Raw genomic sequence first — 18,578 nt, forward strand, 5'->3', positions numbered from 1 at the left:
TCGGTCGGGGTTCGGGGACCAACGTCGCGAAGTAGCGCAGCCGGGCCGCCGTGCGGGCGACCTCCGCGGACGACTCGGCCAGGGGTTTGCCCTGTTCCCGAGTGAGCAGCGGAGCGAGCTCGACCTCGGCCGCCTCCACGGCGTCGGCCGCCGCGAGCAGCGCGGCGGTGCGGGCGGCGGGGTCGGCGCGCCAACCGCGCCAGGCCTGGTGGGCTCGATCGACAACGGCGTCGACCTCGTCCGGCCGCCGGTCGGGAGCTTCGTCGAAAGCCTCCCCGGTTGCCGGGTCGACCACGGCGAAACGCTCGTCACGATCTCCGGGCGCGCGACGAGATCGAGGCCCACGTGTCGGCACGCCGGCGATCAGTTCGGGGCGGCGACGGCGGCCGCGTGCTCTCGGGCATGCCGGTCCATCTCGGCCCGAAAGGCGGCCACCAAGTGTGGACGAATCCGTCCGGTGTTGCGATCGCCCCGGTCGCAGACCGCCCCGCGCACGCCCACGATGTCGGTACCGATGCGGGTCAGTTCGCCGAGATCGCCCACGGTGACGCTGCCGGCGAGGGCGGCGAGCAGGTCTGCCTCGTGGGCCAGCCGCACGAATTGCGCACACACCGCGGGAGGAACGTGGTCGAACAGTCGGGTGCCGTCCTTGATCGCGGTGTCGAGCATCGCCGCGTCGCAACCGGACCGAAAGGCGATGTCGGGCAGCGCGAGCGGATTGACGCAGCCGATCCGGTGGGCGTCGGCGTAGCCCGAAGCGACGACGAACGCGTCCGGCCGATAGTCCTTCACCGCCCGGACGACCCCGCGCATGACCTCGACGGCCTGCTGCGGCGTCGTGCATCCGTAGAGGCCGACCTTGATGTACGTGGCTCCGGAAACCGCCGCGCCGAGCGCCGCCTGGGCCACGGTGCCGGGTTTGTACGGCACATCTCCCACCGTGGCGGACAACGGCTTGTCCGCCGGCACCGCTTCGCGGATCTCCCGGATGACCCAGGGGAAGTTCGCGCCGAGCGAGCCTTCGTCGGGCTTCTTGACGTCGACGATGTCGAGGTACGCCGCCGCCTTCGCGCAGTCGACGGCCTCCTCGACGCTGTCCGGGGAGATGAGAAGCAACAAACTGGTCTCCTTTCGCCGCATACCCTCCCGAATGAGGAGAGAGTGTGCGGAGTGTCGCGGATCGTTTGCTTTCGGTTCATCATGGCCGCGGTCGTCGGCGGATCGGTAGGGCGTGCGAAGGCCAAAAAAGGCGCTTTCGGGAAGTGTTCGCTCCCTCGCGCGCCCTCCACACCGGTACGTGACGCGGGCGGGAGGGGAGGCGGCCGGCTGCGGCAGACCGAGCCGGCCCCCGCACAGCGGACACCCTCGCGTACGCCGGAGCCGGTGCGAACCACACTGATGGGCACGGAGGTTGGCCGTGGTTACCGGACTACGACGAGCCGGACGAGACGGCACGTGTGCACGACAGTGCTCGTCTGCGCAGCCGCGCATCGGCACATCCCACTCGGTGCGCCCGACCGACGCAGTCGAGGTGCCGACACCGCTCGCCACGCGACTGGTATGTTGCGAGGCAGTGATTCGGAAGACCTGGGAGAGCGGCGTGGGAACAGAAGACGACATCTCCGGCTGATACCGGAAGAGCCCGACCGACGGCAGGCGCGCGCGACGCGCAGCGGCCTCGGTCATGTCGTCGTTCCACGATCCCCTGTTCCCCGTCGGGGCGCCCACGCGCACCCACATCACCGTCACGAGGCTCTTTCACATGCCCGACGCATCCGTCATCTGCACCCGTATGTCCTTTTCCTGGTCCGACGACACCCCCGTTTTCCGGGACCTCTCGTTCACCGTGGGCCCGGGGCGAACCGGCCTGGTCGCCCCCAACGGCGCCGGCAAGAGCACGCTGCTCAAGCTGATCGCCGGCGAGTACCGACCCACCGGTGGCACCGTGTCGGTCGACGGTGTCCTGGGATACCTCCCGCAGACCCTGCCCTTGGCCGGCGACCTGAGCGTGGCCGAAGTACTCGGCGTCGCCCCGGTGATCGAAGCGCTGAACGCCATCGAATCCGGTGACACCGCCGACGAGCACTTCGCCACCATCGGCGACGACTGGGACATCGAGGAGCGCACCGCGGCCCAACTGGACCGGCTCGGCCTCGGTGACCTCCCGCTCACCCGAGAACTGCACACCCTCAGCGGCGGCCAGGTCGTCTCCCTCGGCCTGGCGGCACAACTGCTGAAGCGGCCGGACGTACTGCTTCTCGACGAGCCGACCAACAACCTCGATCTCGACGCGCGGCACAAGCTCTACGACCTGCTGGAGAGCTGGAACGGCGTCCTGTTGCTGGTTGCCCACGATCGGGCACTGCTGGACCGGATGGACCGCATCGCGGAACTCGACCGGGGCGAACTACGGCTGCACGGCGGCAACTTCACGCAGTACGAGGCCGCGGTCGCGGCGGCGCGCGAGGTCGCCGAGAAGAACATCCGCAACGCCGAACAGGACGTCAAACGCGAGAAGCGGGAACTCCAACAGGCCCGCGAGCGAGCCGCGCGGCGGGCGAGCAACGCCGCCCGCAATCTCGGCAACGCGGGCCTGCCGAAGATCTTCGCGGGCACGATGAAGCGCAACGCGCAGGAATCGGCGGGCAAGGCCAACGAGACCCACACCGCGCGCGTCGGCGAGGCCAAGGCCCGCCTGGACGAGGCCGAACGCGCCGTACGCGACGAACAACGGATCAGCCTGGAACTGCCCGGGACCAAGGTCCCGGCCGGCCGTACCGTCTTCCACGGCGAGGCGATGCAGGTCCGCTACGGGCGGCGGGCGCTGTTCGAGGAAGGCGGCGTCACGCTGACCATCCGCGGACCCGAACGGATCGCGCTGACCGGTCCCAACGGCGCGGGGAAGTCGTCCCTGTTGCGGATGATCGGCCAGGACGTGCCGCCGGAGGGCGCCGAGATCAGGAGGGCCGACGGCCGGGTCGCCTACCTGTCCCAGCGGCTGGACCTGCTGGACCCCGACCGCACGGTGGTCCAAAACCTCACCACGTTCGCCCCCGCGATGCCCGAGGCGCAGCGGATGAACCTGCTGGCGCGTTTCCTGTTCCGGGGCGCGCGGATCCACCTTCCGGTCGAGGCACTGTCCGGCGGAGAGCGACTGCGGGCCACCCTGGCATGCATCCTGTTCGCCGAACCGGCACCGCAGTTGCTCCTGCTCGACGAGCCCACCAACAATCTCGACCTGGTCGGCGTCGGCCAGTTGGAAAGCGCGCTCAACGCCTACGAGGGCGCCTTCGTCGTGGTCAGCCACGACGAGCGCTTCCTGACCGAGATCAAGGTGGACCGCCGACTGCTGCTGCGCGACGGCCTATTGCGCGACATCGGCCCGGACGGGGACTGACCCGCCACGTCCCACCGGCTCCGCGTACCACCGGAGCGCCGGCGCAGGACAGGCACCCGTCCGTCCCGCGCCGGCGCGCCCCCCGTTCCTGCCCGGTCGGGCCGCCCCGACCGGGAAAACCCTTCCCCCGGCGGTGTCTCATGCCCCCAGCACCCCTGCTCGCACACGACCTCGTCCGGATCCTCGGCACCCGCCGGGTACTCGACGGGGTCTCCCTCGTCGCCGCCCCCGGACAACGGATCGCCCTGATCGGCGAGAACGGCGTCGGCAAGTCCACCTTGTTGCGCTTGCTCGCCGGGATCGACCAACCCGACTCGGGTACGGTCGTGCGTCCCGTGGACCTCGGATACCTGCACCAGCAACTGCCGTTCGAGCCGGCGACGACGATCGCCGACGTGCTCGACGACGCACTTCGCGCGGCCCGTGAGACCCTGGCCCGCCTCGACCGGCTCACCGGCGCGCTCGGTGACGCCGCACCGGACTCGCCCGGCTACGCCGGTCTGCTCGCCGAGTACGGTCGAGAACTCGACCACGCCCGGGACCACGAGGTCTGGGACGCCGACCGACGCGCCGAAACGATGCTCGCCGGCCTCGGCCTGGGGCGCCTGCCGCACGACCGGACGCTCGCGTCACTGTCCGGTGGTCAGCGCGGCCGACTCGCGCTCGCCGCGCTGCTCGTTCGGCGGCCGACGGCGTTGCTCCTGGACGAACCCACCAACCACCTCGACGACCCGGCCGCTGCCTTCCTGGAGGAGCAACTGCGCACGCTGCCGGGGATCGTCGTCGCGGCGAGCCACGACCGGGCGTTCCTGGACGCGGTCTGCACGGACCTGATCGACCTCGACCCGGCCGTGCACGGGCCCATCCGGTTCGGCGGCGACTACACCGGCTATCAGGCCCACCGGCGCGCGGAACGTGACCGGTGGCAACGGCGTTTCGCCGACGAGCAGAAGGAACTCGCCGCGTTGCGTGCGGTGGTCGCGTCGACGGGGGAGCGCGTCGGGCGCGGCGGCGTCAAACGGGACAACGAGAAGATGGGCTACGGACATGCCGGCGGCCGGGTGCAGAACCGGATCGCCCGGCAGGTGCGCAACGCGTCGCGGCGCCTCGACGAGTTGGCCCGCGACCAGGTTCGCGAGCCGCCGGAGCCGTTGCGGTTCCGCCCGGCGGCGCTCGCGGGCGACCCGGCGGGGTCCACCGAATGCACCGAACTCCCGGGTGACCCAACGGGGTTCACCGAGTCCACCGAACTCGCGGGCGACGCCCCGGAGATGCTGCTGTCCCTGCGCCGGGTCACCGTGCCCGGCCGGCTGCGCGTCGACCGTCTCGACGTGCCGGCGACCGACCGCCTGTTGGTCACCGGGGCCAACGGCGCCGGCAAGTCGACCCTGCTCGCCGTCCTCGCCGGTCACGTGCCGGCGCTCGGCGACCTCCGCCGCCGCCCGGGGCTCACGGTCGCCATGCTCGCTCAGGACACCGTGTTCGCCCGACCGGACCGCACCGTGCGCACCACCTACACGGCGGCCCTCGGCGCCGCACGCGCGGAAGCCGTACCGCTGCTCTCGCTCGGCCTGATCGGCCCGCACGACCTGGACCGACGGGTCGGGCACCTGTCGGTGGGCCAACGCCGCCGGCTCGCCCTGGCCCTGCTGGTGGCGAACCCGCCGACGCTGCTCCTGCTCGACGAGCCCACCAACCACCTCTCGCCCCGACTGGCCGACGAACTGGAGGAGGCACTGGGCCCCGGCCCCGGCGCGATCGTCGTGGCAAGCCATGATCGGTGGCTGCGAAACCGTTGGCAGGGAAGGGAGTTCCACCTGTGAGCACGCCGAACCGGCGCGAGCGGGATCAGCCCGTCCGCGTTGCCCCCCGCGCCGGTGGCCGCCCTGTCGGAACCACCGGAACAGGGGGGCGGTGCGTGCCGGCTGCGTTGCGGCGGCGATGAGCGTCGCGAACGCGATGACCGCTGCGCCGGTCCGGATGGCGTGGGCGATCTGCCAGTGGTCACGCACGCTCGCCCAATCCGAGGGGGGTGCCTGCGCGTCCCAGTCGAGTTGGTCGGCGTTGACTGGCATGTTGACCGCGAGTGTCACGGCGACGATCAGGAGTAGCAGCGCGAGTCCGGTCGACCGCAAGCGGAACGCGCGTCCCCCGGACTTGAACGTGACGGCGACCAGAAACGCGGTGGCGACGAGCGCCGGCAGCAGTGTCGCGGTCGCGAGTTTGTCCAGCGCATCGAGTTCCACGTGCCGCACCTGGGTGTAGACGTGGCGGTCCGCACCGCGAAGCGACGTTTCGAGCACGAGCACTCCGCTGAGGAAGCCTGCGAACAGGCCCGAGAACAGCAGGCTCACCCATCGCGCAATCGCGCCGATCGGGGTGTCGGTCATGCCCGTCCCTCCCCACCGAGGGCGGGTGCCGCCGTGCCGGTCCGAGCCGTGAAGGCCACGGAGTTGTCGGCGGCCCACGTGGCGAAGGTCAGCGCGGGTCGCCCCAGGAGCCGTTCCACGGTGTTCGTGGTCGGGCCGGGGCTGTCGGCGTAGTCGGCCAGCGAACCGAGCAGCCGGTCGGGGACGTCCTCGGGGAGGCCCTGGGCGAGCATTGCCCGGCGGACCTGCTCGGGAGCCAGTTCTTGGAAGGTCAGTGTCCGGTCGACGGCCTCTCCGATGAGGCGGACCTTTTCGTACTGCGTGATCGACTGTGGGCCGGTGAGCAGGTGGGAGCGTCCGGCGTGGGCGGGGTCGGTCAGCGCGGCGACCGCCACCTCCGCGAGGTCGCGGTGATGGATCGGCGAGGTCGCCGCGCCGCCATGGGCGCCGCGCACGACGCCGGTCGCGCGTATCTGCGGCGCCCACGCCAGCGCGTTGGCGGCGAAGTCGGCACACCGCAGGAACGTCCAGGACAGACCGGACTCTCGTGCGGCGGCCTCGACCCGCTTGAACTCCTCGATGAAGCGCGGATGGCCGACCGGGTGCTGCACGGTCGCGGCCGACAGCACCACCACCCGCCGCGCGCCCCGAGCCGCGGCCTGTGACAGCAGTTCGGAACTCGCGCTGCCGGCGGCGCGTGGGCTGAGCAGGACGGCCTCGACGCCGTCGGGCATCGACGTCAGCGTGTGGGGCTCGGACGGGTCGCCGGCGACGATATGCGCGTCGGCGGGCAGTGCGGCGGCGGTGGGATCGCGGGTGACCGCCGCCACGTCGTGGCCGGACTCCAGCAGCAGGTTCACCGTTTCGCGTCCGACGGTTCCGGTCGCTCCGATCACCAGGAACATGAGGGCGTCTCCTCGCTCGGGTCACGGTTGTTCGCGTGACGTAATATATGAGAACCGTAACATATTGATTTGAGAGGCGTACATTATGGAATCCGTAACACCTGACGGCGCAGGCAACGACGCAGGCGACACGGACCGGCGGCGCCGACGGGCGACCGTGGATGTCAAAGAGGGGTTGCGGGCGCTGAGCCTTCAACTGTCGCTGCTCAATCGGCAGGTCAGCACCCATCTGACGCTCCGAGACGTCGACTTGGACTGCCTCGACCTCGTCAATGCCTACGGCCCGCTGAGCCCGAGCGCACTGGCGCGGCGCGCCGGTCTGCACGCCGCCACGATGACCGGAGTCCTCGACCGACTCGAACGCGCCGGATGGGTCTCCCGCGAGCCGGACCCCTCCGACCGCCGGGGCTCCCGGGTTCGGGCCCTGCGTGATCGCAACGCCGAACTGCTGGCGCTCTTCGCCGGCATGAACACCTCCGTGGAGCGGATCTGCGCCGACTACGAAGGCGCGGAGCTCGAACGTTTCGCGGAATTCCTCCACCGTGCCGCGACGGCGGGACGAGACGCGACCGAGGACCTGGCCGACTGACGGGTCGAACCGACGGGTCGACGTCGGCGCCGGGGGTGAACTCCGGACGTTGCTTCCGTGACCACCCACGATCGGGTGATGTTTCGGCTCGGCGGTGCTTTCGGCGGACGAAGATCGTTACGTTGGCCCTTCCGATTCCTCCGGTTGCTCCCGATGTGAGCCGTGAGGGGTCGAGCTGGTGGGAAGCCGGTCGTCTGCCGGTTCGACGAAGCACCGTTGCGTCATGACGCAACGTCGCCTACAGGGCCGGGCCTTGCGCCGGTCTTCGCGTGAAAGGAGAGTCTGTGATCTCGAAGAGCAAGAGGGTCGCGCGCTCCATGGCCGTATCGCTCGCCGCAGCGGCCATGCTCGCCCTCGGCCTGCCGAGCGGCAACGCGTACGCCATCGACCACGTCCAGTGTGTCGGCGGAGAGAACTTCCTGAAGATCTGGTCGCACCTCGACGGCCGGGAGAGCGTCGACTGCTACGCGAACGGCGGAAAGACCGACTTCGGCGGGTGGTGGGTCGACCGGATCTCCACCGGCAACAACGACCTGATCTACTACGACGTCAACGGTGACTCGGTGAAGATCGAGCGCTGGCACGACATCACCTTCCCGAACCGCCCGCCGAGGGTTGCGGCCATCCAGATCGTGTGACGAGCGGGAGTCAGCGGCGTATTCCGTGCAGGCAATGGAGGCGCGGGAGGTCGGTTTGCGGGGGGAGGGGCAGGGGCGACGGGAGTGGGTCGTCCCAGCGGTCGTAATACGTGGTGCCCTCCTCGCGGGGCGCCACGGTCCGCACGTCGAAACCGTGCTCGGCGAAGAGGCTTTCGATGTCGTCGCAGCCGAACAGGACGGGACAGCCCCAGCCTTTCAACAGGTCCCACATGGGTTGCCAGTAGGGGGACGCCAGGGCCGCGGTGTTGTAGATGTCGGCCGCGATCAGGCTGCCCCGGGGCGTCACGGCCGCCACGCGGTCCAGCAGCCGGTGGGTACCGGATTCCGTCAGGTAGTGGAACAACCCTTCGAGAAGCCAGGTGCACGGTGATTCGGGGTCGTAGCCGGCCGCGTCGAGGTCGGTTTCCCAGGAAGCGTCGACCAGGTCGGTGGCGACCGTGCGGTGCTCGACACGTGGCCGGGCGCCGTCGAGGCGCTCGTGCTTGTACGTCAACACCGCCGCTCGATCGATCTCGAAGAAACGGATGCGCTCCGGCCAGTCGAGGCGGTAGGCGCGGGTGTCCATGCCCGCCCCGCCCAGCACGACCTGCCGCATGGACGGCAGCCGGGCGGCATACCGGAAGAAGTCGTCGAAGAACCGGGTTCGAATGGCGGCGTCGTCGGGGCCGGTGACCACCTCGCGGGTCCCGGTCGGGTAGATCCTGCCGTGCAGGACGCCCAGCAGGTCGAAACCGACTTCTCCGGCGAGCTGTTCGGCGTAGGGGTCCTCGAAGAGGCGGTCCCGACGGTTGTTCTCCGCTGCCCGCAGGGCCGCGGCGAGCAGCGCGGTCCGACCGAACGCATCGAGCTCTGGGGGCACAAGCCGTCTCCTTGCCGTGCGGGCGATCGGATGTGGTCGGCCGTGGTGCGCGGGAAGTCCGGGTGCCGCTTGTGGTCGCCGTGCGGAAACGCGTCGTTGGTATCGGGCTGCCGGGCGTGCTCCGTCGTGGGGTTCCCGGTTCGGGGCGAGCCTTACGCCCCGTCGAGCAGGGAGATCAGCGCCTCGGCGAATTCGGCCGGCCGTTCGACGTAGCCCATGTGGCCGGCCGGAAGCTCCCGGAGGGGAAGGCCCAAGTGCTCGGCGAGCACTGCCGTGGTGCGATAGAAAGGCGTCTGCGGTCCCTCGGCCCCGGCCGCCGGGCACACCGGCGCGCCGCGCAGTGCGGCGAGGTCGGCCTCGTAGCGGCTGAAGGAACGCAGTTCCCAGGCCAGGTTGAAGTCCACGTTGCGGTGCACCCGGTCGAGCATCTCGACGATCGGGCCGGGTAGTTCACCCGACGGCACCGGCGGGACGGACAGGCCGAACAGCCGGACCAGTTCCTCCGTCGCGGCCGCCCGCCCGCTGCGCAGGTACAGGTCGTGGATGTCGTCGAAGGTCGCGCGCCACTGTTCGGGGTCGGGCAACAGACCGGCCAGGAACGGCTCGTGGGCGATCAACAGGTCGACCTGTTCGGGGTGCCGGGCCAGCAGGTCGAGGCCGATCGTGGCCCCGGTCCCGCTGCCGAAGACCTTGGCCGGTCCGTCCGTGAAGGCGCGCAGGACGCGGTGGGCGTCCTCGGCGTGCTCTTCGATCAGCTGCTCACCGGGTGGATCGGTGAGTCGACTACGGGAGTTGCCGCGCCGATCGTAGGTGACGACGGTGTGTCGGTGGGCGAGTCCGTCGACCAGGAACTCGTACAGACCGGTGTCGACGTTGCTGCCGCCGATCAGCAGCAACACGGGCCCCGAGCCGTGCACTTGGTGGTAGAGGTCGGCTCCGCGTACGGCCAAAGTGCCGGAATCCATGAGCTGTGCCTTCCCGTCGGAAGTCGCTACGGGCCCACGTTACGGACCCGGGCGACATCGCGTCCGGGAAATCCGAATTCCCTTTCCCCGTGCGCCGATCGAGCGCGACCTTCTCGGCGGCCCGCGAACAGGCGCACCGAGAGCCTCGGCGTCGTTCAGCCCGCGACGTTGCCCAGCGGGGCATCGGAGGGGAAGGTGCGGACGAGTTTCGCGTTGGTGAACTCGCGCATGCCCAGTTCGGACAGTTCCCGTCCGAAGCCCGAGCGTTTGATGCCACCGAACGGCAGATCGGCGCGGGTCGAGGTGGGGTGGTTGATCCACACCATGCCGGACTCGATGCGGTCCGCGACCCGGCGGGCTCGGACCGGATCGGCGCAGAAGACCGACCCGCCGAGGCCGAAGTCGGTGGCGTTCGCCAGCGCGACCGCCTCGTTGTCGTCGGCGACGCGGTACACGACCGCGACCGGACCGAACAGTTCCTCTTTGAAGGCGGCCATGTCGGGGGTCACGTCGGTGAGGATGGTGGCGTCGACGAACGCGCCCGGATGGTCCGGGCGACCGCCGCCGATCACGATTTTCGCGCCTGCGTCGACCGCGTCGCGTACCTGCTTGGCGAGCATGGCGGCGGCTCGTTCCGAGGACAGCGGGCCGAGGGTGGTCGAGCGGTCGGCGGGGTCGCCGATCTTCAGTCGGGCGAAAAGCGTGCGCAGGCCCGCGACGAAGTCGTCGTAGACGTCGTCGAGCACGACGAAACGCTTGGCCGCCACGCAACTCTGCCCGTTGTTGCCGAGCCGACCGGCCGCCGCGGCCGCAACGGTGCGGTCCAGGTTTTCCGCGTCCAGCACCAGGAACGGATCACTGCCACCGAGCTCCAGCACGCATTTCTTCAGGTTTCTCGCCGCCACCTCCGCGACGCTCGCGCCGGCGCGTTCACTGCCGGTGAGGGAGGCGCCCTTGCCGAGTGGATGGGCGATCACCCGGGCGATCTCGTCGTGCGAGACGAACAGGTTGGTGTACACGTGCTCGGGCATACCGGCGTCGTGGAACACGGCGGCGAGCGCGAGCGCGGATTGCGGGCAGATCTCCGCGTGCTTGAGCAGGATCGTGTTGCCCAGGACCAGGTTCGGGGCCGCGAATCGGACCACCTGGTAGAGGGGGAAATTCCACGGCTCGACGCCGATCAGTACGCCGAGCGGCTCGTGTACGATCACCGCCGCGCCGTCGCCGACGTCCAGGGCGGTTTCCCGGGTGAAGGCGGAGCCGTTCTTCGCGTAGTACGCGAGGATGCTCGCCGCCAGGTCCACCTCACCCTCGCTCTGGGCGATGAGTTTCCCCATTTCCAGGGTCAGCAGCGCCGCGAGCTCGTCCTTGCGTTCGGCCATCAGCTCGGCCGCCCGGCCGACGATCTCGGCTCGCTTCTCGACCGGTTGTGCCCGCCATTGCTCGTACGCGGCGTGCGCGGCCTCGACCGCGTCGTCGACGGCACGGCCTTCGACGCACTCGAATTCGCGTTCGGTGCGGCCGGTGTACGGGTTGACGGTGGCGAACGCGGGTTGGTCGGGCATGAGGTCCTCCGGACGTGGGGTGCGCGGCCGGCCTGTGGCCGACCCTCGACGTCGCGGGCTACCCCTGATCAATGGCGACAAACAGGATGAAAAAGCCCCTTCGAGTTCGGTGGCGGTCGCGACCGGCCCGAGCCGGGGCGGCCTATCCTCGCGCCGCAGATCTCGGCGTGCGGGTGGTTTCGGCCCCGAGGAGCGGTCGGACGGTTGCGGCCGGGTGGGTACGGGCGTAGCGGCCGGGTGGGCAGCCGTACTCCTTGGCGAACGCGAGCACGAAGGCGGAGACGCTGGAGTATCCGACCCGGCGGGCCACCACGCAGACCGGTTCGCCGGCGAGCAGGGCGCGGGCGACGCCGAGCCGCAGCAGCGTGCGATGTCGGGTGAAGGACGTGCCGAACTCGCGCACGAAGTCTCGTTGGAGGGTCTTGGGGCTGATATGCAGGCGAGCCGCCCACTCGTCGAGGCGCGTGGGATCCGCGGGGTCGTGGGACATCGCGCGGGCGACGGAGCGGGCGAAACCCTTGCCGTCCGCGCACTGTTCGGCGATGTCCGCGGTGAGCGGGGCGAGATCGCCCATGATGTGCGCGCGGGCCTCCAGCGCTCGGCGTTCGTCGTACCCGGGGGTGGCGATCTCCTGGACGAGGCGCTTCGCGTCCGGGCCGAGTGCCACGTGGCCGGCGCGCAACCCGATCAGGGGTTCGGGTACTTCGCGCAGGCAGATCCGGTACACGCTCTGCCGCTCGGCGGCGCGTACCTCGTGGCCCACCGCCTGCTCGACCCAAAAGCCCTCGCCGGGCGCCGTGAAGCAGGACCGGCCGCCGCGCACGGCCGAGAGCATGCCGTCGGGTGACCAGTAGAGCTGGTGGAGCAGGTCCTGTCGGACGGCGCCGAATCCCAGGGGGCCGGCCGTGCGGTAGTGGAGAACGAGGATGCCCGCGAGCTGCCCGAGCCCATATCCGAACGCGTCGCACGCGATCGGGTCCTCGCGCGCAACCTGTCCTCTGATCGACATCGGGTGACCTCTCCTGACAACCAACAAGACTTAGGTGAGGCTAGCCTAAGCCTTTCGCGCCGACCGATTGGGGGCGCCTGAACCTGTTCGAACCGAAGGAATACATATGTCCGTTCATCCGCTGATCCGCCTCGTCTCGGCCGGGCTGGCCACCGTGACCGCGACCGCCCTGCTGGCGGGCTGCGGATCCGATTCCGACAGCGGCGCCGATTCCGGCAGCGGCAAAGGCCCGAAGAGCGGCGCCACGCGGGTGATCACCGGCGACAACGGACAGATCACCGTTCCCGTCGACCCCAAGCGCGTGGTCGCGACCGGTTACGCGGTGCCGGTGCTGATCGAGGCGAACGCGCCCCTGGTCGGCATATCCACCTGGCCGCGAGGTCTGGGGCTGATGACCGGGCCCGAGCGCACGAGCTACGACAAGCTGCACAAGATCGGCGGGGCGACCGCCAAGGAGACCAACTACGAGGCCATCGCCGCCGTGAAGCCCGACCTCATCATCATCGGCGTGCCCAAGCCGGTGCTCGGCGAGATGGACCTCAAGCGATTGGCATCGATCGCCCCCGTGGTCGCCATCGGCCCGAGCCTGCCGTCCGCGTGGCGCGAGTTGTCGGCGCGCCAGGCCGATGCCGCGGGCCGCGCGGGGCACACCGAGGAGACCCGCAAGGCGTACCAAAAGCGGGCCGACGAGCTGAAGGCCAAGTACGCGAGTTCCGTCGGCGGCCTCAGGTTCGGCCACCTCGGCGCCTACAACGAGAACCAACAGGGCACCTTCCAGCGCGAATTCGCCGGTTCGTGGGGGACGAACATCGCGCAGGACATCGGCCTCGACTACTACGGACAGGTCAAGAAGAAGAGCGGCGGCTCGTCCGACGTCTCCGAGACACCGTCCATCGAAGAGCTGCCGGCGAGCCTGGGCGAAGCCGACGTGATCACCTACACCGTCCAGGACGACGGCACGCCGAGCGCGGGCGTGCAGTACGTCCTCGAATCGCCGCTGTGGAAGAACCTGCCCGCGGTCAAGGCCGGAAAGGCGATCCCGATCCGCTACACGGCCTCGGCGACGTACGCACAGGCCCAACGGACACTCGACGCCGTCGACCAGGCACTCGCCCCCCTCCTGGCCAAGTGATCGGAAGCCCCGTGCACATCCCCCGAGACAACCCCGCTCCCCGCGTCGCCGCCCACCACGCGAGCGGCGAGGGAATCGCCAGGATCGGCTACCCGATCCACATCCGTACCGTCACCCTCCTGCGCAAGCAGCAGATGACCACGTCGGTGCTGCGCCTGACCGTCGGCGGCCCGGGCCTGGCGGGCTTCCACAGCCATCAGTTCGACGATCACTTCAAGATCGTCTTCCCGGACGCCGACGGCACCGTCCGCCTCCCCCTCCCCGACGGCGAACAGTCGCTGACCTGGCCGCGTCCGATGGTCACCAGCCGCAGGTACACCGCGCGACGCCACGACGCCCGGGCCGGCGAACTCGACATCGACTTCGTCATCCACCCCGGCGGCGTGGCCTCGGACTGGGCGGTCGCCGCCGAACCGGGCGCGGATGTGGCCATCGCCGGACCACCCGGGGCGAAGGCGTTCCCGCAGACCTACGACCACTACGTCTTCGCGGTCGACACCACCGCGCTGCCGGCGGCGGCGCGGTGGCTGGAAGAGTCCTCGCCCGACGTCTCGGCGCACATCGTCGTCGAGACGGAGCACGCCGACGAACACCGCTACCCGCTCGCCACGCGCGAGGGCGTACAGGTGACGTGGCTGGCGCACGGAGACGGCGCGTCCCGTCTCGCCGAGACCGTGCGCGCGCTGCCGCTTCCCGCCGGGCGCGTCTTCCTGTTCGCCGCCGGCGAGACCGACGACATCAAGCCGCTCCGCGCGTGGGCCAAAGGCCGCCTCGACTCCCTGTTCACCGGGTATTGGAGGCGCGGTGTCGCCGGTCTCGAAGACTGACGCCCCCAAAGTCCTCCTGCTCGTCGGTGCGCTCGCCCTGCTCGTCGTGGTCGGCGGTTCGAGCCTCGTCCTCGGCGCGAGGGCGATCCCGCTCGGCGACGTGTGGCGGGCGCTCGTCGACCCCTCCGGCGCGGACACCGACCTGACGATCCGTGAGGTCCGCGTCCTGCGCACGATCCTGGGGATCTGCGTGGGCGCGGCGCTCGCGACGGCCGGAGCCCTGACCCAGACCCTGACCCGCAACCCCCTGGCCGAACCGGGCCTCCTGGGAGTCACGTCGGGTGCCGGGTTCGCCGTCACCGTGGGCGCCACGACAGGGATCGCGGGAAGCCAGGGAGTACAGGTGTCCCTCGCCCTGTTCGGGGCGCTGGTCGCCGGCGTCCTGGTGTACGCGGTCGGCCGTACGGCCCCGCTGCGCCTGGTGTTGGCCGGTGTCGCGCTCACCTCCGTGCTCACGGGCGTGTCCATGTCCCTGCGCATCCTGGACCCGGACGCGTTCGACCACTACCGGTTCTGGAGCGTCGGTTCCCTCGCGGGCCGGGAACAGGCTCCCCTGCTGCTGCCCGTCCTCCTGATCCTCCTCGCCCTCGTCGGCGCGTCGGCACTGACCGGGGCGCTGAACACGCTCTCCCTGGGCGAGGACGTCGCCCACGGCCTCGGCGCCCACGTGGTCCGAACCCGCGTCGCGGTGTTGTCCGTCGTGACGCTGCTGGCCGGCACCGCGACCGCCGTCGCGGGGCCGATCGCCTTTCTGGGACTGATGGTTCCGCACATCGTGCGCCGCGCGGCGGGCGGTTCGGTGCCGTGGCTCCTGACCTACAGCGCGCTGCTGGGACCGATCCTGTTGCTGGCCTCCGACGTCACGGGTCGACTGCTGCTGCCCACCGGTGAGGTCCCGGTCGCGGTCGTCACCGCCTTCTTCGGCGCACCGGTGCTCATCCGGGTCGTGCGCCGCCATGAAGGGACCACCCTGTGACCGGGCCCACGAACACCCTCCCGCCGACCGGCACCGTCCCGTCGCCCGCGAAAACGGCACCGCCGTGCCGTCGGAGTGCGATCGACCGCGCCCGCGACGCCCTGGGCCTGGAACCGCGTGCAGTGGCAGGCAACGCCGTGCTGCTGGTGCTGCTCGTGGTGCTCGCCGGAACCGGGCTGTGCCGGGGCGACACCTGGAGCAGCCCGCTGGAGGTCGCCGACGGCCTCGCCGGACACGGCGATCTCTCCGTCGTCGTCCGCGAGTGGCGCCTGCCGCGCGTCGCCGCCGCGTGCCTCTTCGGAGCGCTCCTCGGCTGCGCCGGCGCGGTGTTCCAGAACCTGACCCGCAACGAACTGGGCAGCCCGGACGTGATCGGCCTCGACGTCGGTTCGTACACCGGCGCGCTGCTCGTGATGGTCGTGGTCGGCGGATCGACCATGCCGACCGCCCTCGGCTCGGTCGCGGGCGGCCTGTTGACCGCAGCCGTGGTCCTGACCCTCTCCACGCGGTCCGGCTTCGGCGGCCACCGACTCATCGTGATCGGCATCGCCGTGAACGCCATGCTCACCGCGGTCAACTCGTGGATCATCCTGCGGGCCGACCTGGATGTCGCGATCGCCGCCGAGATGTGGAACATCGGCTCGCTCAACGGCGTGGACCGGGCCGACCTGAAGGTGGCGTTCGTCGCCGCCGCGGTCCTGGCGGTGTTGCTCGCGGTGAACGCGCGGGCGACGCAACAGGCCGCCCTCGGCGACGGGATCGCCGTGACGTCGGGCGTACGCCTGAACCGGCACCGCGTGTTGGCGGTGGTGGCCGGGGCCGGCTGCACGGCCACGGTCACCGCGATCACGGGACCGGTCGCGTTCGTCGCGCTCGCCGCCCCGCACCTGGGCCGCGCGGTCACCCGGTCACCCGGCATCCACTTCGTCCCCGCGGCGCTCACCGGGGCCGTCCTGCTCATGAGCGCCGACCTGGTCGCACAGAGTCTGCTCGCGCCCGTGACGCTACCGGTCGGCGTGGTGACCACGGCCATCGGCGGCGCGTACCTCCTGCTGTTGCTCCTCAAGGAAGTCAAACGACCGTGACCGCACGCCTGACCGCGCAGGACCTCACCCTCACCTACGGCGACCGTACGGTGTCGGCGAACCTCAGCCTCGACATACCCGATGGTGCCTTCACCGCGATCATCGGTGCCAACGCGTCGGGGAAGTCGACCCTGTTGCGGGCGTTCGTACGTCTGTTGCGGCCGTCCGCCGGGACGGTACGACTCGACGGACGCGACGTCCACCGCTACCGGCCCAAAGACATCGCGCAGGAAATGGCTTTCCTGCCACAGGATCTGGCGGCACCGGACAACATCCTGGTCCGACAACTCGTGGACCGGGGACGGTTTCCGCACCGCTCGCTGCTCTCGGTGCGCACCGCGGCCGACACACGGGCGGTCGACGAGGCGATGGCCGCCGCCGGTGTGGGCGACCTCGCGGACCGGCAGGTCGCCCGGCTCTCCGGTGGACAGCGCCAACGCGTCTGGGTAGCCATGGTGCTCGCGCAACAAACCCCCTACGTGCTCCTGGACGAGCCGACGACCTTCCTCGACCTCGCCCACCAGTACCAGTTGCTCCGCCTGCTCGCCGCGCTGCGCGACGACGGGCGCACGATCGTCGCGGTGCTCCACGACATCAACCAGGCGTGCCGGTTCGCGGATCACATCGTGGCGATGAAGGACGGCCGGGTCCGCGCCGAGGGTTCCCCCGACGACATCGTCGACGCCGCCCTGATGGAGGACGTCTTCGGCCTGCCCAGCCTGGTGGTGCCCGACCCCGTGACCGGAACACCCCTGGTGGTTCCGACGATCTGAGCCGCCCACGACGGCACGACGGCACGACGGCGGCGCGTTCGACGCGTGCTGCAACCTTTCGGGTCCTCCTCCCGTATGTGTGTGAGACCACCGGAACAGTCGGTGCGTGCGAGCCATGGAGGCGGCGTGAGGATTCGAGACGTTTGGCGGGCATCGGCCGGGAGCAGTCGGGCCCGAACAGGGGTGGCCACAGCGGTCGTCGCGGGCCTGCTCGTGGTGTCGGCGCCCGCCCAGGCGGCACAGGCGTCGGGTGGGATGCCGGCGGGCTCGCACCGGGTGACGTCGGTGCGATACGACCTCGGCGACCGGGTGTTCGTGCCACCGCCGACCGAGGCAGGGCAGTACGAGGGGGCGAACGAGCTCGCCGGGGTGGTCTACTACCCGACCGACCTCGCGCACGGGCGCTTCCCACTGGTGATGATCCAACACGGCCTGTGGGACACCTGCGCCGATCGGGTGGCCTCCGTCGACTTCGCGGCGGCAAGCAAGGCCAGGGACGCCGCCGAGGCCGCGGGCGACACCGCCGAGGCCGCGCGGCAGCAGGAGTTGGCCGAGGCCGCCGCCGGCAGCCTGCGTGGGTGGCCGTGCGCGCCCGGGATCGAGCAGATCTCCAGCAAGAACGGATACGAATACCTCGCCCGGCAGTTGGCCGCCCAGGGTTTCGTGGTGGTGTCGATCGGCGCCAACGGCATCAACGCCACCTCGTCCGGCCAGGCGCCCACGGTGTACCGCGCTCGCGCCGCCCTGCTCAATCGTCATCTGGCCATGTGGCAGCAACTGTCCGCGACCGGCGGCGGCGAACTCGCGCACCACTTCACCGATCCGCGCGACGGCCGGCCCCGCCGCGTCGACTTCCGCGGCCGGGTGGACCTGACCAACGTCGGCACGGTGGGCCATTCGATGGGCGGCGGCGGAGTCATGCAGCAGGCCGCCGACATGCGCCGAGACGAATGGCCGGCGGGCGTGACGGTGAAGGGCGTGTTCACCCTGGCCCCCACCGGAACCTGGGACAACGAACCCGTCACGCAGACCCCGTTCGCGGTCATGTGGGGCACGTGCGACGCGGTGAACACCGGCGGGTACTTCGAATGGAACGGCGGGCGAAACACCGTCCCGATCCACAAGTTCACCGTGCGCGGGGCCAATCACACGTTCTTCAACACCCAGTGGTCGCCCGGCAGCGGCCAGGTCGGCGCGCAGGACGACGCCGTGCCCGGCAGCAAGCCGGGTACGTGCCTGTCCCAGGACGGTCGCGACGTCGACCAGGTCCCGCTGACCGAGACCGCCCAACGCAGCCTCGCCTCCGCGTACGCTTCGGCGTTCTTTCGCCGCTACCTCCGCGGCGAGAGCGGGTTCGACCCGATCCTGGCCGGCACGCGGCGCCCGCCGGGGGTGCCGGCCGACGTGGTCGACGCCCGGGTGCGCCGGCCGCTCACGGCCGGCTGACCACGGGTCGACCGGGCCCGTC

The 18,578-nt window shown here is 70.5% G+C and carries 17 protein-coding genes and 1 pseudogene; 10 read left to right on the forward strand and 8 right to left on the reverse strand.

Annotated elements, in window-relative coordinates:
• Nucleotides 1-355, reverse strand: a 355-nt coding sequence (locus tag GT354_RS13640) for an aldehyde dehydrogenase family protein (RefSeq protein ID WP_346012014.1), incomplete at its 3' end; no start/stop codon positions are given.
• A gap of 8 nt (nt 356-363) precedes the next feature.
• Nucleotides 364-1,119, reverse strand: coding sequence for a (5-formylfuran-3-yl)methyl phosphate synthase (locus tag GT354_RS13645; RefSeq protein WP_161356570.1), 756 nt, complete (start codon nt 1,117-1,119; stop codon nt 364-366).
• 643 nt (nt 1,120-1,762) lie between these two features.
• On the opposite strand from GT354_RS13645, the gene GT354_RS13650 reads away from it, so the two are divergent.
• Nucleotides 1,763-3,397: an ABC-F family ATP-binding cassette domain-containing protein gene (locus GT354_RS13650; RefSeq protein ID WP_161356571.1), complete on the forward strand. Its 1,635-nt coding sequence runs from the start codon at nt 1,763-1,765 to the stop codon at nt 3,395-3,397.
• 140 nt (nt 3,398-3,537) lie between these two features.
• A complete protein-coding gene (locus tag GT354_RS13655) occupies nt 3,538-5,220 on the forward strand; it encodes an ABC-F family ATP-binding cassette domain-containing protein (protein WP_161356572.1) in 1,683 nt (560 codons plus the stop codon).
• A gap of 138 nt (nt 5,221-5,358) precedes the next feature.
• On the opposite strand, the pseudogene GT354_RS13660 reads toward GT354_RS13655, so the two are convergent.
• Nucleotides 5,359-5,787 (reverse strand): annotated as a pseudogene (locus GT354_RS13660) (anthrone oxygenase family protein); the annotation flags it as partial.
• Nucleotides 5,784-6,671, reverse strand: a complete 888-nt coding sequence (locus GT354_RS13665; protein ID WP_161356573.1) for an NAD(P)H-binding protein — start codon at nt 6,669-6,671, stop codon at nt 5,784-5,786. The pseudogene GT354_RS13660 and the gene GT354_RS13665, both read right to left, overlap by 4 nt.
• A gap of 157 nt (nt 6,672-6,828) precedes the next feature.
• Here GT354_RS13665 and GT354_RS13670 point away from each other — a divergent pair, with 157 nt between their 5' ends.
• Nucleotides 6,829-7,260, forward strand: coding sequence for a MarR family transcriptional regulator (locus tag GT354_RS13670; protein ID WP_346012015.1), 432 nt, complete (start codon nt 6,829-6,831; stop codon nt 7,258-7,260).
• Nucleotides 7,261-7,544: 284 nt separating this feature from the next.
• Nucleotides 7,545-7,898 carry a beta/gamma crystallin domain-containing protein gene (locus GT354_RS13675; protein WP_161356575.1) on the forward strand — a complete coding sequence of 118 codons (354 nt, stop codon included), beginning with the start codon at nt 7,545-7,547 and terminating at the stop codon, nt 7,896-7,898.
• A gap of 10 nt (nt 7,899-7,908) precedes the next feature.
• Here GT354_RS13675 and GT354_RS13680 read toward each other — a convergent pair whose 3' ends face one another.
• From GT354_RS13680 to GT354_RS13695, 4 genes are all read right to left on the reverse strand, one after another.
• Nucleotides 7,909-8,778 (reverse strand): SAM-dependent methyltransferase, encoded by an 870-nt coding sequence (locus GT354_RS13680; protein WP_161356576.1) that lies wholly within the window; start codon nt 8,776-8,778, stop codon nt 7,909-7,911.
• Between the two features lie 152 nt (nt 8,779-8,930).
• Complete coding sequence (locus GT354_RS13685) at nt 8,931-9,743, reverse strand: alpha/beta hydrolase (RefSeq protein ID WP_161356577.1); 813 nt, start codon at nt 9,741-9,743, stop codon at nt 8,931-8,933.
• Nucleotides 9,744-9,898: 155 nt separating this feature from the next.
• A complete protein-coding gene (locus tag GT354_RS13690) occupies nt 9,899-11,308 on the reverse strand; it encodes an NAD-dependent succinate-semialdehyde dehydrogenase (RefSeq protein WP_161356578.1) in 1,410 nt (469 codons plus the stop codon).
• A 142-nt stretch (nt 11,309-11,450) separates the two neighbouring features.
• Nucleotides 11,451-12,317, reverse strand: coding sequence for an AraC family transcriptional regulator (locus GT354_RS13695; protein ID WP_202511859.1), 867 nt, complete (start codon nt 12,315-12,317; stop codon nt 11,451-11,453).
• 106 nt (nt 12,318-12,423) lie between these two features.
• On the opposite strand from GT354_RS13695, the gene GT354_RS13700 reads away from it, so the two are divergent.
• The 6 genes from GT354_RS13700 (at nt 12,424) to GT354_RS13725 (ending at nt 18,556) form a co-directional block, all read left to right on the forward strand.
• Nucleotides 12,424-13,449: an ABC transporter substrate-binding protein gene (locus tag GT354_RS13700; protein WP_161356579.1), complete on the forward strand. Its 1,026-nt coding sequence runs from the start codon at nt 12,424-12,426 to the stop codon at nt 13,447-13,449.
• A gap of 11 nt (nt 13,450-13,460) precedes the next feature.
• Nucleotides 13,461-14,276: a siderophore-interacting protein gene (locus GT354_RS13705; RefSeq protein WP_161356580.1), complete on the forward strand. Its 816-nt coding sequence runs from the start codon at nt 13,461-13,463 to the stop codon at nt 14,274-14,276.
• Entirely contained in the window at nt 14,254-15,252 is a 999-nt protein-coding gene (locus GT354_RS13710; RefSeq protein WP_346012016.1) for an iron chelate uptake ABC transporter family permease subunit, read from the forward strand. Before GT354_RS13705 ends, GT354_RS13710 begins: the two co-directional genes overlap by 23 nt.
• A gap of 122 nt (nt 15,253-15,374) precedes the next feature.
• Complete coding sequence (locus GT354_RS53935; RefSeq protein ID WP_346012017.1) at nt 15,375-16,337, forward strand: iron chelate uptake ABC transporter family permease subunit; 963 nt, start codon at nt 15,375-15,377, stop codon at nt 16,335-16,337.
• On the forward strand, nt 16,334-17,110 hold the full coding sequence (locus GT354_RS53940) for an ABC transporter ATP-binding protein (protein WP_161356581.1): 777 nt from the start codon (nt 16,334-16,336) through the stop codon (nt 17,108-17,110). Before GT354_RS53935 ends, GT354_RS53940 begins: the two co-directional genes overlap by 4 nt.
• Before the next feature lie 183 nt (nt 17,111-17,293).
• Nucleotides 17,294-18,556, forward strand: a complete 1,263-nt coding sequence (locus GT354_RS13725) for an alpha/beta hydrolase (RefSeq protein ID WP_161356582.1) — start codon at nt 17,294-17,296, stop codon at nt 18,554-18,556.
• The last annotated feature ends 22 nt before the right edge of the window (nt 18,557-18,578 follow it).

The organism is Streptomyces sp. SID3343 (assembly GCF_009865215.1).
In the GTDB taxonomy this organism is placed as follows: domain Bacteria; phylum Actinomycetota; class Actinomycetes; order Streptomycetales; family Streptomycetaceae; genus Embleya.

Coding starts and splice junctions, on each gene's coding strand:
- GT354_RS13690 (WP_161356578.1), bottom strand. CDS start 11,308: ATGCCCGACCAACCCGCGTTCGCCACCGTCAACCCGTACACCGGCCGC.
- GT354_RS13655 (WP_161356572.1), top strand. CDS start 3,538: ATGCCCCCAGCACCCCTGCTCGCACACGACCTCGTCCGGATCCTCGGC.
- GT354_RS13695 (WP_202511859.1), bottom strand. CDS start 12,317: ATGTCGATCAGAGGACAGGTTGCGCGCGAGGACCCGATCGCGTGCGAC.
- GT354_RS13685 (WP_161356577.1), bottom strand. CDS start 9,743: ATGGATTCCGGCACTTTGGCCGTACGCGGAGCCGACCTCTACCACCAA.
- GT354_RS13700 (WP_161356579.1), top strand. CDS start 12,424: ATGTCCGTTCATCCGCTGATCCGCCTCGTCTCGGCCGGGCTGGCCACC.
- GT354_RS13665 (WP_161356573.1), bottom strand. CDS start 6,671: ATGTTCCTGGTGATCGGAGCGACCGGAACCGTCGGACGCGAAACGGTG.
- GT354_RS13650 (WP_161356571.1), top strand. CDS start 1,763: ATGCCCGACGCATCCGTCATCTGCACCCGTATGTCCTTTTCCTGGTCC.